Source organism: Methylobacterium sp. J-001 (assembly GCF_022829565.1).
Taxonomy (GTDB): Bacteria; Pseudomonadota; Alphaproteobacteria; order Rhizobiales; family Beijerinckiaceae; genus Methylobacterium.
Genome location: NZ_JAKSYN010000184.1, coordinates 20,996 through 34,305 on the forward strand (window position 1 = coordinate 20,996; position 13,310 = coordinate 34,305).

The 13,310-nt window shown below is 69.1% G+C and carries 15 protein-coding genes; 12 read left to right on the forward strand and 3 right to left on the reverse strand.

What is annotated here, in order from left to right:
* From MKK65_RS22415 to MKK65_RS22470, 12 genes are all read left to right on the forward strand, one after another.
* Nucleotides 1-2,025 (forward strand): quinol:electron acceptor oxidoreductase subunit ActD, encoded by a 2,025-nt coding sequence (locus MKK65_RS22415; RefSeq protein WP_243960276.1) that lies wholly within the window; start codon nt 1-3, stop codon nt 2,023-2,025.
* Complete coding sequence (locus MKK65_RS22420; protein WP_243960277.1) at nt 2,022-2,558, forward strand: c-type cytochrome; 537 nt, start codon at nt 2,022-2,024, stop codon at nt 2,556-2,558. The genes MKK65_RS22415 and MKK65_RS22420 overlap by 4 nt, the downstream gene beginning before the upstream one ends.
* Complete coding sequence (locus MKK65_RS22425; protein WP_243960278.1) at nt 2,555-3,607, forward strand: hypothetical protein; 1,053 nt, start codon at nt 2,555-2,557, stop codon at nt 3,605-3,607. Before MKK65_RS22420 ends, MKK65_RS22425 begins: the two co-directional genes overlap by 4 nt.
* Nucleotides 3,604-4,092, forward strand: coding sequence for a hypothetical protein (locus tag MKK65_RS22430; protein WP_243960279.1), 489 nt, complete (start codon nt 3,604-3,606; stop codon nt 4,090-4,092). Before MKK65_RS22425 ends, MKK65_RS22430 begins: the two co-directional genes overlap by 4 nt.
* Before the next feature lies 1 nt (nt 4,093).
* The gene (gene coxB, locus MKK65_RS22435) at nt 4,094-5,068 is read left to right on the forward strand and encodes a cytochrome c oxidase subunit II (RefSeq protein ID WP_243960280.1); all 975 of its coding nucleotides are present in this window, start codon (nt 4,094-4,096) and stop codon (nt 5,066-5,068) included.
* 484 nt (nt 5,069-5,552) lie between these two features.
* Nucleotides 5,553-7,229, forward strand: a complete 1,677-nt coding sequence (locus MKK65_RS22440; protein ID WP_243960281.1) for a cbb3-type cytochrome c oxidase subunit I — start codon at nt 5,553-5,555, stop codon at nt 7,227-7,229.
* Nucleotides 7,226-7,885, forward strand: coding sequence for a cytochrome c oxidase subunit 3 (locus MKK65_RS22445; RefSeq protein WP_058190694.1), 660 nt, complete (start codon nt 7,226-7,228; stop codon nt 7,883-7,885). The genes MKK65_RS22440 and MKK65_RS22445 overlap by 4 nt, the downstream gene beginning before the upstream one ends.
* A 1-nt stretch (nt 7,886) precedes the next feature.
* Nucleotides 7,887-8,198, forward strand: coding sequence for a hypothetical protein (locus MKK65_RS22450; RefSeq protein ID WP_058190695.1), 312 nt, complete (start codon nt 7,887-7,889; stop codon nt 8,196-8,198).
* A gap of 141 nt (nt 8,199-8,339) precedes the next feature.
* The gene (locus MKK65_RS22455) at nt 8,340-9,125 is read left to right on the forward strand and encodes a class II glutamine amidotransferase (protein ID WP_243960282.1); all 786 of its coding nucleotides are present in this window, start codon (nt 8,340-8,342) and stop codon (nt 9,123-9,125) included.
* 161 nt (nt 9,126-9,286) lie between these two features.
* The gene (locus MKK65_RS22460) at nt 9,287-10,039 is read left to right on the forward strand and encodes a NepR family anti-sigma factor (protein WP_243960283.1); all 753 of its coding nucleotides are present in this window, start codon (nt 9,287-9,289) and stop codon (nt 10,037-10,039) included.
* Nucleotides 10,040-10,173: 134 nt separating this feature from the next.
* Complete coding sequence (locus tag MKK65_RS22465; protein WP_243960284.1) at nt 10,174-10,587, forward strand: DUF1236 domain-containing protein; 414 nt, start codon at nt 10,174-10,176, stop codon at nt 10,585-10,587.
* 137 nt (nt 10,588-10,724) lie between these two features.
* Nucleotides 10,725-11,000, forward strand: a complete 276-nt coding sequence (locus MKK65_RS22470) for a hypothetical protein (RefSeq protein WP_058190733.1) — start codon at nt 10,725-10,727, stop codon at nt 10,998-11,000.
* A gap of 3 nt (nt 11,001-11,003) precedes the next feature.
* Here the strand turns inward: MKK65_RS22470 and mscL are convergent, their stop codons facing one another.
* From mscL to MKK65_RS22485, 3 genes are all read right to left on the reverse strand, one after another.
* Nucleotides 11,004-11,432: a large conductance mechanosensitive channel protein MscL gene (gene mscL, locus MKK65_RS22475; RefSeq protein WP_243960285.1), complete on the reverse strand. Its 429-nt coding sequence runs from the start codon at nt 11,430-11,432 to the stop codon at nt 11,004-11,006.
* A gap of 72 nt (nt 11,433-11,504) precedes the next feature.
* On the reverse strand, nt 11,505-12,344 hold the full coding sequence (locus MKK65_RS22480) for a CDP-alcohol phosphatidyltransferase family protein (RefSeq protein WP_058190701.1): 840 nt from the start codon (nt 12,342-12,344) through the stop codon (nt 11,505-11,507).
* A 6-nt stretch (nt 12,345-12,350) separates the two neighbouring features.
* The gene (locus MKK65_RS22485; protein WP_243960286.1) at nt 12,351-13,061 is read right to left on the reverse strand and encodes a phosphatidylserine decarboxylase; all 711 of its coding nucleotides are present in this window, start codon (nt 13,059-13,061) and stop codon (nt 12,351-12,353) included.
* Nucleotides 13,062-13,310 lie beyond the last annotated feature (249 nt).

Genomic DNA, 13,310 nt, shown 5'->3' on the forward strand with positions numbered 1-13,310 from the left:
ATGTCCGGCGCCCTGCTCGGCGGCCCGTCGGCCGGCCCCCTGATCGGCCCGGAGGAGACCCTCCAGGGCATCGGCGGCGCGGTGGCGGCGATCCCGCTGACCCATCCGCGCAACCGCCGCTGGTGGATCGCCTTCGCGGGGGCGGTGGCTTTGCTCGGCGTCTTCGGCTTCACCCTCGGCTACCTGCTCTATGCCGGGCCGGGGGTCTGGGCGAACAACAACGCCGTCGTCTGGGCGCTCGACATCGCGAGCTACGATTGGTGGATCGGTGTGGCGTCGGGCAGCCTGCTGGTCTCGGCGGTGCTGCTGCTGCTCGGGGCGGAGTGGCGCGGGGCGGTGAACCGAATCGCCGAGACCCTGGCGCTGCTCGCAACCGCCTCGGCCGGGCTCTACCCGATCATCCATCTCGGGCGGCCGTGGTTCTTCTTCTGGAACCTGCCCTACCCCAACACCTACGACCTCTGGCCGCAATTCCGCTCGCCGCTTCTGTGGGACGCGATCGACATCGTCGCCTTCCTGGTGATCTGCGTGAGCCTCTGGTTCATCGGGATGCTGCCGGACCTCGCCACCCTGCGCGACCGTGCCTTCGTGGAGGCGATGCGCCAGAGCGACGCCAAGGACCGCACCCGCAAGCTCGCTTTGCTGCGCGCGCAGATTTACGGCATCGTCGCCTCGGGCTGGCGCGGCTCGGCGGCCCATTGGCAGATCTGGGTCCAGGCCTACCGGACGGTGGCGTTGCTCGGCGTGCTGCTGGTGGTCTCGGTCCAGACCGGCGCCTCGGTGATGCTGGCCGGCTCGCTGATGCCGGGCTGGCACAGCACCTTGTTGCCGGTGAGCTTCCTGGTGAACGCAGTCTATTCCGGCGTCGGCGTCACCGCGGCGATCGTCGTGCTGATCCGCGTCGTCTACGGCCTGGACAGCCTGGTGACCGCGCGCCACCTCGACGTGCTCGGCCGCCTGCTGCTCTGCCTCGGCTGCGCCAGCGCCTATTGCTACGCCGCCGAGTATTTCGACACGTTCCTCAACGGCGACGCGCAAGCGCGGGCCGTGCTGGTGCGGCGCATGACCGGCGACCATGCCCTGGTCTCCTGGACGGCGATCCTCGGCTTGGTCCTGCCGGCGCAGGTGCTCTGGTCGGCCCGCGCCCGGACGACGCCCCTTGCGATCGCGATGGTCGGCCTGCTGGTCGCGGCCGGGGCCTATGCCGACCACGTCATGGTGCTGGTCGTCACCTTGACCCAGGATTTCCTGCCCTCCTCGCGGCTGCCCTACGGGCCGGATCCTTGGGGTATCGCCACCTTCGCGGGCTCCATCGGCCTGTTCCTGACCCTGCTGCTGCTGTTCCTGCGCTACCTGCCGGCGGTCTCGATCATCGAGAGCCGCCGCCTCGCCCTCGCCCGGGCTCCGGGCACCGCGGCCGCCGCCCGGGAGGCCGCGTCCCGGGCCACCCTCCGCCCGGAGGAGAATCCCGGGCCGGCCCCGCTCTGGGGCGTGTCCGCCACCTTCGCCAGCCACGCCGACCTCGCCGCCGCCCTGCAGGCGGTGTCGGGGATCAGCCCGGACCAGGTTCATCTCGACGGGCACGGGCCGGTGCCGATGCCCCGCACCTTGCGGGCGCTCGGCCTGGAGGGCCGTTCGATCCTGCCCTACGCGCTCGCCGGCGCGCTGCTCGGCGGCGCGGGCTTCTACGCGATGTGCATCTACGCGACCGCCTACGATTACGTGTTCCTGATCGGCGGGCGCCCGCGCCTGTCGTGGCCGTCCTTCGTGGTGCCGAGCATCTCCTTCGCGATGATGACCGGCTGCATCGCGATCCACCTCGCGCTCCTGGTGCTCAACCGCCTGCCGCGACTCAACCACCCGGCTTTCAACATCCCGGGTTTCCTGCGCGCCTCGGACGACCGGTTCTTCCTCTCCGCGGAGGCGCGCAGCGACCGGTTCGACGCGGCCCGGTTCGAGCGCCGGCTCACCAGCCTGCCGGTCGAGGCCGGGCGCCCCCTCGAGATCCGCAGGATCCCGCGATGAGGTGCGCCGTCCGCCTCACCCTGTTGGCGTCCCTCTCCGCTCTCACCGCCTGCGGCGAGGCCAACATGGACGACCAGGCCCGGGCCAAGACCTGGGACCGGAACGCGTTCTTCCCCCGCCAGATCACCATGCGTCAGCCCGTGGCCGGGACCGTTCCGCGGACCGATCCGGCCCGCGAGGCGCCGCAGCCGCAGGCGATCAGCGAGGACTTGGTCGAGCGTGGCCGGCAGCGCTACGCGGTGTTCTGCACGCCCTGCCATGGCCAGGACGGACGCGGTCAGGGGATCGTCGTGCAGCGCGGCTTCCCGCATGCCGGCGACCTCACTGCCGAACCACTGCGCAAGGCCTCGGCCGCCGAGATCTACGACGCCATCGGCAATGGCCGGCGCGCGATGTTCGGCATGGCACAGATGATCCCGTCGGCCGACCGCTGGGCGATCGTCGCCTATGTCCGGGCGCTCCAGCTCAGCCAGGACGCCCCGGTGGCGAGCCTGTCGCCGGACGACCGGACCCGCCTGGAGGCGACCCAGTGAGCCGCCCCATCCTGCTCGGGCTTGTCGGGCTCGGCCTGTTGGCCTGCTGCTTTCTCGCGGGCGGCTGGCGCGGGACGGCGTGCGCGTATCTCGCGGCCTGGCTCGTCCTCCTGGCGCTGCCGGTGGGCGCCCTGCCGGTGACGATCGTAGCCGAGCGCTTCGGCAAGCGCGTGCGCGAGCGCGGCGGCGTCGAGATTCTGGCGGGCCTGCGCCGGCTGATGGCACTGATGCCGGTGGCTGCGCTGCTGGGGCTGCCCCTCCTCGCGGCGGTGCCGGTGCTCTACCCCTGGGTCGAGGCGGCGCCCCGCACTCCGCTGGCGGGGCTCTGGTTCACCGCGCCGTTCTTCGCGGCCCGGGTGATCGCGTATCTCGCGGCTTGGACCTGGCTGGCGTTCCGCTTCGCGCGGCCCTTCGACGAGCCGGGCGAGGGCCGCACCGTGCCGGCGGTGGGCCTGCACGCGGTGGTCGGCACCCTGTTCACCACCGACGTGATCGCCTCCCTCGATCCGCGGCTCGATTCTGCCCTGCTCGGCCTGCTGGTGATGACCGCGTGGAGTGGGCTGGCCTTCGCAGCGGCGATCCTGCTCGCCTGGGAGGAGCCGGAGCCGGTGGGCCGCGGACGCACCCCGCCCGGGCGGGGCCGGCTGGTTCCCCTCGTGGTGCTGCTCGGCCTCTGGGCGTTCCTGCACTTCGTGCAGTTCCTGATCGCCTGGTCGGCCAACCTGCCGCCGGAGGTGGCCTGGTACTTCGCCCGCGGCGGCGGGCTCGGACGCGGCCTGTCGATCGCGGCCGGGATCGTCGTCGTGCTGGCCGGACTCGCGACCCTCCGGCCAGGCCGCCCGACCACCCGGATCCTGGCCGGCGCGGCGTTGGCCGTGCATGCCCTCGAGATGTTCTGGCTGGTCACGCCGGCTCTGCGCGACCGGTTCGTGATCCGCCCGGTCGACGGGCTCGCTGCCCTCGGAGTCGCGTGCCTGGCCGCCGCGCTCCAGCCCTTGCTGCGTGGCCGCGCAGCACCGAATGCCCGGTCTTCCGGGAGGATCGCATGAGCGCGGGCGGCACCCCCGGCCCCGGCCTGATCCCGGCGATCCTGGCCGGGCTGACCCTGCGCGGGAGCGGCCTGCTGAGCGGCCGGCCCGCCCGCGGCATGCCGGCCAATCGCCCACGCGATCCCGACGGTCCCGGCTACGAGACGCGCGATGTCAGCGTCCGCAACACCGCGCTGGTGATGGCGGGCCTGGCGCTCGCCGTGCTGACGGTCATCGGCACCATGGTCTGGCTGATGGGCGCCTTCAGCGCGAGCCAGCGCCGGAGCCTGCCGACCCTGACGCGCCAGCAGACCGCCCCGCTGACGCCGCCGCCCCCGAATCTGCAGGCCGATCCCTATGCCGACCTCGATCGCCAGAGGGCCGCGGCCGCGGCACGGCTCGCCGGCTACGGCTACAGCGATCCGGCCCATACCCGGGCCCGCATCCCGATCGACCGGGCCATGAACCTGATCGTCGGCCGCCCCCTCGACGCGCCGGAACGGTAGCATGACGCCGAACCACGCCGCCCTCGAACTCTGGCCCGCCGCCGTCTCGGCCACCGCGTCCGAGACCGACCTGCTGATCCTGGCCTTCACGATCCTGACTCTGCTGCTGACCGTCCCGGTCTTCGTGGCGATCACCTACTTCGCCCTGCGCTACCGGGAGGGTTCAGAGGCGGACCGGCAGCCATCAGGCATCCGCTCCAACCTGATCGAGATCAGCTGGATGCTGATCCCGTTCCTGCTGACGCTGATCTTCTTCGTCTGGGGGGCGCGGCTGTACGTGGCCTCGCGGAACCCGCCGCCCGACGCGATGGTGATCGAGGCGATCGGCCGGCAATGGATGTGGAAGTTCCAGCATCCCACCGGCCAGGCCGAGATCAACAACCTGCACCTGCCGATCGGGCAGCCGATCCGCCTGCGGATCATCAGCCAGGACGTGATCCACGCCCTCTACCTGCCGGCGGTGCGCCTGCAGGTCGCCGCCCTGCCGGACCGCTACACCGACCTGTGGTTCAAGGCCGACAAGATCGGCACCTATCACCTCTACTGCTCGGAATATTGCGGCACCGACCATTCCGTGATGGGCGGCGAGGTCACCTTCATGAACCCCGGCGACTACCAGGACTGGCTGACCCATGCCGGCGCGCAGCAGAGCAAGGTCGCGGCCGGCCGCACCCTCTACGAGGCCTATGGCTGCGCCGGCTGCCACGATCCCGGCTCGGCCGTGAAGGCCCCGAGCCTCGTCGGGCTCTACGGCAGCCCGGTAAAGCTCGCCGACGGCCGCACGGTGACGGCCGACGAGACCTGGCTGCGCGAAAAGATCCTGAACCCGAACGGCGACCGGCTCGCCGAGGGCTACAAGCAGGTCATGCCGAGCTTCGCCGGGCGAATCCCGGAGGACGAACTCGGCCGCCTCATCGATTTCCTGAAATCCTACACGGCGCCGGCCTCCGGCAAGGCCGCGGACGCGACACGATGATGATCTGCGTCACCGTGGGCATCCGGCCGTCGGATCGTAGCGCGCGCCGGTCTCCTCCCTCCCTCTGCGGGGGAGAGTGGGCCTCGCGTCAGCGAGGGTCCGGAGAGGTTGCGACGCCAACCCCATCCTGCACCGTCGCGCCGCCCCTGTCCCAACCCCCTTCGGGGCCCCCCCTTCCCCGCAGAGACTACGATGTTCACACATCGGCTTGTGGACGGCAGAACGCGCACTCCTCCCCCTTGCGGGGAGGAGTTGGAGGTGGGGGTGGCTCAGAAGGCACCGTGACGTTCGATCCTGCACCACCCCCACCCCTAACCCCTCCCCGCAAGGGGGAGGGGAAAACGCGTCGTGTTTCCATCACGTACTGCCGAATGCGAAGTGTGGGTCCGCTAGCCCGCAGATGGGGGAGGGAGAAGCGCGCGATCAATCTGACGCTCGGCCTTCTTCTCCGGAACCGTTGGCCGACCCAATCAAAGGCGACACCATGAGCGCAACGGGCAGCGTCGGCGGCACGGCCCGCCGCGAGCCGCACGCGCCGGAGGCCACCCTCGGGCGCAAGGCGGACTATCTCCACGCGGATTCGACCCTGCGCTCGTGGTTCCTCACCACCGACCACAAGCGCATCGCGATCCTGTACCTGACCTCGATCACCGGCTTCTTCGTGATCGGAGCGGTGGCCGCCGGCGTGGTCCGGCTGGCCCTCATCGTGCCGAACGGCGCGATCATGACCAACGACACCTACAACAAGGCCTTCACCATCCACGGCGTGGTGATGGTGTGGTTCTTCCTAATCCCGTCGATCCCGGCGACCTTCGGCAACTTTTTGATCCCGCTGATGATCGGCGCCAAGGATCTGGCGTTCCCCAAGCTCAACCTGACGAGCTGGTACATCTTCATGACCGGGGCGTTCTTCACCCTGGTCTCTCTGGTGCTGGGCGGCGTCGACACCGGCTGGACCTTCTACGCGCCGCTCTCCACCGCCTTCTCGAACACCTGGGTCCTGCCGGCTCTGATCGGCGTGACCATCGTGGGCTTCTCGTCGATTCTCACCGGTCTCAACTTCGTGGTCACGATCCACACCATGCGGGCGCCCGGCATGACGTGGTTCAAGCTGCCGATCTTCGTCTGGACCCACTACGCCACCAGCCTGATCTTCCTGCTCGCTACGCCGGTGATCACGACGGCGCTGATCCTGCTGATCATGGAGCGCGGCTTCCATATCGGCGTGTTCGATCCGGCCTATGGCGGCGACCCGGTGCTGTTCCAGCACCTGTTCTGGTTCTACTCGCACCCGGCCGTGTACATCATGGTCCTGCCCGGCATGGGGGTGATCTCGGAGATCGTCCCGGCCTTCGCGCAGAAGAAGCTGTTCGGCTACCGGTTCGTCGCCTACGCGTCGATCGGGCTCGCTTCGGTGACCTTCTTCGTCTGGGGCCACCACATGTTCGTCAACGGCCAGAGCGACCTGGCCTCCCTGGTGTTCTCCGCCCTGTCCTTCGCGGTGGCGGTGCCGTCCGCGGTCAAGGTCTACAACTGGACCGCCACGATCCATAAGGGCAGCTTACGGCTCGACACGCCGATGCTCTACGCGATGGGCTATATCGGGCTGTTCGTGCTTGGCGGGCTCACGGGCCTCTATCTCGCGACCTTGGCCATCAACCAGCACATCCACGCGACCTACTTCGTGGTCGCGCATTTCCACTACATCATGGTCGGGGGCACGGTGCTGGCCTTCCTGGGCGGCCTGCACTTCTGGTGGCCGAAATTCACCGGCCGGATGTACAGCGAGCCGTGGGGCCGGGTCTCGGCGGTGCTGATCTTCATCGGCTTCAACGTCACCTTCTTCCCGCAGTTCATCCTGGGCTATCTCGGGATGCCCCGGCGCTACGCGACCTACCCGGCCGAGTTCCAGCTGCTCAACGTGCTGTCCTCGGCCGGCGCCACGATCCTGGCCGCGGGCTACATCTTCCCGATGCTCTATCTGGTCTATTCCCTGTGGTTCGGCCGCAAGGCGCCCGCCAACCCGTGGAACGCCAAGGGGCTCGAATGGGAGACCGGCTCGCCGCCGCCCAAGCACAATTTCCTGTCGCCCCCGGCGGTGCCGCGCATCCCGTACGACTACCCGATCCAGGCGCAGGAAGCCCAGGACCAGCACGGATGAGCGAGGGGCTTGCAGACGGCGTCGGGGTCGCCCGCGTCGGGCATTTCGAGACCGTGGACCAGCAGCGCGCCGCCGCAACGCTGGGCATCTGGGCCTGGCTGATCACCGAGCTGCTGCTGTTCTCCGCGCTGTTTCTGGTGGCGCTGATCACCCGGATCCTGCACCCCGAAGCCACGATCGCGGCGGCAAAGCATCTCAAGTTCTGGATCGGCGCCACCAACACCGTGGTGCTGATCTGCTCCAGCTTGACCATGTCGATGGCGATCGAGTTCTCGCGCATCGGCTGGCAGCGCGCCATGGTGCGGGCGATGCTGGCGACCGCGGCGCTCGGCGGCCTGTTCCTGGTGCTCAAGGGCTACGAATACTACGCCGACTGGGCCGAGCACATGATGCCGTTCCTGAGCAGCCGGCCCTTCGTGCTCGTCGAGACTCCACCGGCGCGGCTGTTCGTGAACCTCTACTACGTCGCCACGATCCTGCACGCGGTCCACCTGTTCACCGGCATCGCGCTCCTGCTCGGCATGACCTGGCTGGCCGCCAAGGCCGGCTTCCTGTCCCGGCACCAGAACTGGATCGAGGTCTACGGCCTGTATTGGCACTTCATCGACTTGGTCTGGATCCTGGCCTTCCCGATTCTCTACGTGGTGAACCGGTAGGATGCGCAATCCCCTCGCGACCCTGAGCGCCGACGACCGCGCCCTGCTCCGGCGGCGGCTGCGCACGCCGGTGCTGACCTTCCTGGCTTTGCTGGCGCTCCTCGCCGTCAACGTCACCCTGGGGGCCACCCTGCCCTTCGCGCAGGTGTGGATCGTCGAACTCCTGGTCGTCGCCGTGATGGTGGCGCTGATCCTCTTAGTTTCGATGGAGGTGATCCACGAGCCGCCGCTGGTGCGGCTGTTCTCCGGGCTCGGCTTCTTCTGGGTCGCCATCATGTTCGGGATGACGCTGACCGATTATCTGGCACGGTGAGGCCGACGAAATCCGTCGTCCGGGTGGCGGACGACGCCAACACAGTGTCGTGACCGACGCTCTTTCGCCGATCCGTCTTCCACTTCGGCGTTACGCACTCTAAACGTCGCCCCTTCCCCGCCTGGCCCCGGCTTTATTTCGATGTGCGAACTGCTCGGCATGAGCGCCAACGTGCCGACCGACATCCGCTTCTCGTTCGCCGGACTCGCCCGGCGCGGCGGCGATACCGGGCCCCATGCCGATGGCTGGGGCATCAGCTTCTATGACGGGCGGACCTGCCGCAGCTTCCACGAGCCCGAGCCGAGCTCGCGCTCGCAGCTGGCCCGGCTGCTGCGCGACATGTCGATCAAGAGCCGCATCGTCGTCGCGCATGTGCGCAAGGCCAATCGCGGCCGTGTCAGCCTGGAGAACACCCACCCGTTCGCGCGGGAATTGTGGGGCCGCCGCTGGACCTTCGCGCATAACGGCCAGCTCAAGGGCGTGAAGCGGCTGCCGCTCGGCAGCTTCATGCCGATCGGCTCAACGGACAGCGAGCACGCCTTCTGCTGGATGCTGGGGCGCCTCCAGGCGCGGTTCCAGGCCCTGCCCCGGCCTGCGACCCTCGACCGGGCCGTGGCCGACCTCGCGGGCGAATTGCACACGCTGGGTGTGTTCAACATGCTGCTGACGGATAGCCGCACCCTCTACGCCCATTGCGGCAAGCGCCTCTGCTACCTCACCCGCCGGGCGCCGTTCGGCACCGCCACCCTGATCGACGAGGACTGGCAGGTCGATTTCGCGCGGGAAACGACCGAGAACGACGTGGTCACGGTGGTCGCCACCCAGGCGCTGACCCGGGACGAGCGCTGGACCGATCTCGCGCGCGGCGATGTCCTGACTCTGCGGGACGGGGCTATCCGCCTGTTGAGACCGGCCGGGGCTTCTTAAGTCGGGTCTGGGCGAGGGTGCATGCACGCCCCCAATGCGCTAGAACGCCTGCAATAGGAGAGCATCGACCGGACTTGAGGGGGAGTTCGGCCGGCAAGCGATCCGCCTCGACCGGTCCGGACCGCAGGTCGAGCCACGATGAGCTGACGAGCACGATACGCATGAGCCGCGACGAGACCGACACCGTCCTGTCCCAAGAGGACTCCCAAGAGGACGGGCTTCGGGATGGCCGCCCGAACCTCGCCCCGAACATCCGCACGCATCTCGGCGAGCACCTGCGCACCGTCTACGAGCGGATCGGCGAGGAGATCCTGCCGTCCCGCTTCTCCGACCTGCTGGAGAAGCTGGAGGCGGCGCTGCGCGCCCGGGGCGAGGCGATCGAGCCGGAATTCCGCAACGGCCTGCTCGCCGCGGTGCCGTCGCTGCGCGCCTTCGCGCTGTCGCTGACGTCGAACCCCGCTCGCTCGGACGATCTCGTCCAGGACACCCTGCTCAAGGGCTGGCAGCACCGCGCCCGGTTCCAGCCGGGCACGAACCTCAACGCGTGGCTGTTCACGATCCTGCGCAACATCTTCTACTCGGATCACCGCAAGCGGGTCCGCGAGGTCGAGGACCAGGACGGCTCCTACGCGGCCCGGCTGGCCACGGCACCGCACCAGGGCGACCGGCTCGACGTCGAGGATTTGCAATCGGCCCTGGCCAAGCTGCCGCCGGATCAGCGCGAGGCGCTCGTGCTGGTCGGCGCCGAGGGCGTCTCCTACGAGGAGGCCGCCACGATCATGGGCTGCAAGGTCGGCACCGTGAAGAGCCGGGTCAGCCGCGCCCGCGGCCGGCTGGCCGAGCTCCTGGGCTACGACGAGGAGGATCTCGGCTCCGACCGGTTCATCCAGTCGGCGATGCCCAAGGACGCTTAGTAAACTCTGGGCTGCGTTGTCTTCGGCGCGTCGCGCTGAAAAAAGGATGCATCCGATTCCGGGGATCGGGCGTTACCGGCCCGAGCTTCGCTGCCTTTGCTGCGGCGGAACGCCACGGAACGGAGATGTCCCGCATGACCTTCAAGACCATGATCGCCGCCTCGGTCCTCGCCCTGTCCCTGCCGCTCGCGGCCCAGGCCCAGGGCACCATCCCGGGTGCCGAGCGCGGCGCAGCCGCCGGTAACGACGCGGCCGGCCCGATCGGCGGCATCGTCGGCGGCGCGGTCGGCGCGGCCACCGGCACGGTTGGCGGCATCCTCGGCGTCGACATGGCGCCGCGCTTCCGCAGCTACGTCCGCGAGCGCAACGTCCGCTCGTACGATTACGACGGCCGCGTCGCCGTCGGCTCCACCCTGCCGGCCTCCGGCGTCACGTATTACGACGTCCCGACCGAGTACCGCGTGCAGCCGGGCTACCGCTACACCGTGGTGAACGACCGCCCGGTGCTGGTCGATCGCGGCCACCGGATCGTCGAGGTCATCGACTGATCGCGCGGGCCGGTCCCGCACCGGCCCATCGGGCCCCGGAGCACCCGCTCCGGGGCCCGTCCGTTGTGCGCCGCCAGCGGCTGCGCAACGGTTCTGCGGCGAAGCCGTTGATCCGCCAACAGACCTGTGAGGCGACCATGAGCCAGGATTCGAGCGACCCCGGCGCGACCCTGCCGGAACCGGTGCGCGATCACCTCGGCCAGCAGCTGCGCGGTGTATTGCCCGTCGGCACCGACAAGCCCCGCTTCCTCGGGGACGATCCGGTGCCGGATGCGTTCGAGCCGCAGATCCGCCGGCTCGAGACCCGGCTGAAGACCCACGAAGAGGGCACCGGCGCGGTGGGGCAAGCCCTCGACCAGATCCTGGACGCCCTCGGGGTAAAGCCGGATGGCGACGACAAGCCCAAGCGCTGAGCCCTAAACCCGCGGCTTCACCGCCAGCAGATCGCGGATTTCCGCCAGGAGCTTCACATCCGCCGGGATCTCGGCCACCGCCTCGGGCTTCTTGGCCTCGGCGTGCTGCAGCTTGTTCATGGCCCGGATCACCAGGAACAGCACGAAAGCGACGATCAGGAAATTGAGGGTCAGGGTCAGGAACTGGCCGTAACCCAAGACGGCGCCTTGCTTCTTGGCATCCGCGTAGGGCAGCCCGGCCTGCACCTTGGACGAGAGCGGGATGTAGTAGTTCGAGAAATCGAGCCCGCCGGTGAGCGCGCCGATCGCCGGCATGAACAGATCCTGCACGGCGGAATTGACGATCGCCCCGAAGGCGGCGCCGATGATCACGCCGACCGCGAGATCGACGACATTGCCGCGCAGCGCGAATTTCTTGAACTCTTCGAGCATGCGCCGTCCCCCGCCAAGATCGTAATGCGAACCTAGGCGAAGCGCCGGCGAAGGCCAGCGTCTCGGTCCGGTCTATCCCCCGCTGATCGCCGGCCCTGGCGGCTCCTCGATCAGGGTGGCCGCTTCGGCCTTGGCCCGGCGGCGATACTGGGCCGCGACCACCGGGATGGTCAGCAGGTAGCCGCCGCTCACCGCCACCAGGGCCTCGAACGGGTAGCTGATCAGGATGCCGAAGGCCGCGACCCCGAACAGGAAGATCGGCAGGACGAGGCTGCGCGGCACGCGCTTGCCCATGGTCTTGCCCGAGAAGGTCGGGACCGTGGAGACGACCAGCAACGCGATGGCCAGGACGTAGATCAGGATCGCCGGGGCGGCCCAGCCCTCGGCGCCGAAGCCGAGGAAGTGCAGGTAGAGCGGCAGCATCGCGGTCAGCGCGCCGGCCGGCGCCGGCATGCCGACGAAGAAGTCCTTCTTCCAGTCCGGCCGGTTCGGGTCGTCCAGCATGGCGTTGAAGCGGGCGAGCCGCAGGGCCATGGCGATGGCGAAGATCAGCGCCACGATCCAACCGGCGGATTTCAGGTGGAACAGCGCGAAGCCGTAGAGGATCAGCGCCGGGGCGCAGCCGAAATTCACGAAGTCGGCGAGCGAATCGAGTTCCGCCCCGAACCGGGACGTGCCCTTGAGCAGGCGGGCCACCCGGCCGTCGATGCCGTCGAGCACGCCGGCCGCCACCACGGCGATGACGGCGGGCTCGAACTTGCCCTCGAAGGCCAGCCGAATCGCCGTCAACCCGAGGCAGAGCGCCATCAGGGTGATCATGTTGGGCGCGATCATCCGGAACGGCACCGGCTTGAACCGGCGCGGGCGCGGCTCGTTCGGATCGGGCGCGAAGGGCGGGAACAGGTCGTCCATGATCGTCTAGATCCGCTTGAACTGCCGCCCCGGGCCGCCGCCGAGATCGGCCAGCACCGTCTCGCCGGCCACCGCCTTCTGGCCGAGCCCGACCAGCACGGTGGCGCCGGCCGGCAGGTAGACGTCGACCCGCGAGCCGAACCGGATCAGCCCGAACCGCTCGCCCACCCCCAGCGTGTCGCCGGCCGAGACGAACCCGACGATCCGCCGCGCCACCAGCCCGGCGATCTGCACGACGCCGACGCGCTTGGCCTGCCCGGCATGGCTGGTCTCGATGACCATGCCGTTGCGCTCGTTGTCGTCGCTGGCCTTGTCGAGCTCGGCGTTGAGGAACAGGCCCGGCGTGTAGTGGATCTGGCCGATCCGGCCGGAGACCGGCACCCGGTTCACGTGACAGTCGAACACGTTCATGAACACCGAGACGCGTAAGGTCGGCACCTGCGGCAGGTCCAGCTCCGGGGGCGGCAGCACGGTGGCGATCAGGTTGACGCGCCCGTCCGCGGGCGAGACCACCAGCCCCTCGGCCACCGGGGTGATCCGCTCCGGGTCGCGGAAGAAGTAGCAGACCCAGAGGGTGAGGATCAGGAAGATCCAGCCGAAGAACTGCGAGAAGTAGCCGGCCAGCACCGTCAGCACGATGCCGATCAGGATGAAGGGATAGCCCTCCTTGTGGATCGGCACGAGCGTCCGGCGGATCGTCTCGATCAGGTCTGTCATTGTGTTCAGAACTCAGCGGTGCCGCGGGCGGACATGTCGGACGGGCGGATGGCAGCCCGCCGGGCGAACGTCAATGTTTCGGGTCTGCCACGGTCTCTATCAGAGATGCGTCATCGTCCCCACCCGCCTCGCGGCGCCGGGGGCATGGCCCAAGAGAACCAATCACAGACCCAGCACGAGGGACGCGGGACGCCGCGGGGACCCAGGTGTCGGCCAGATACGCGCGGGATCCGATCCCCGCGGCGACCC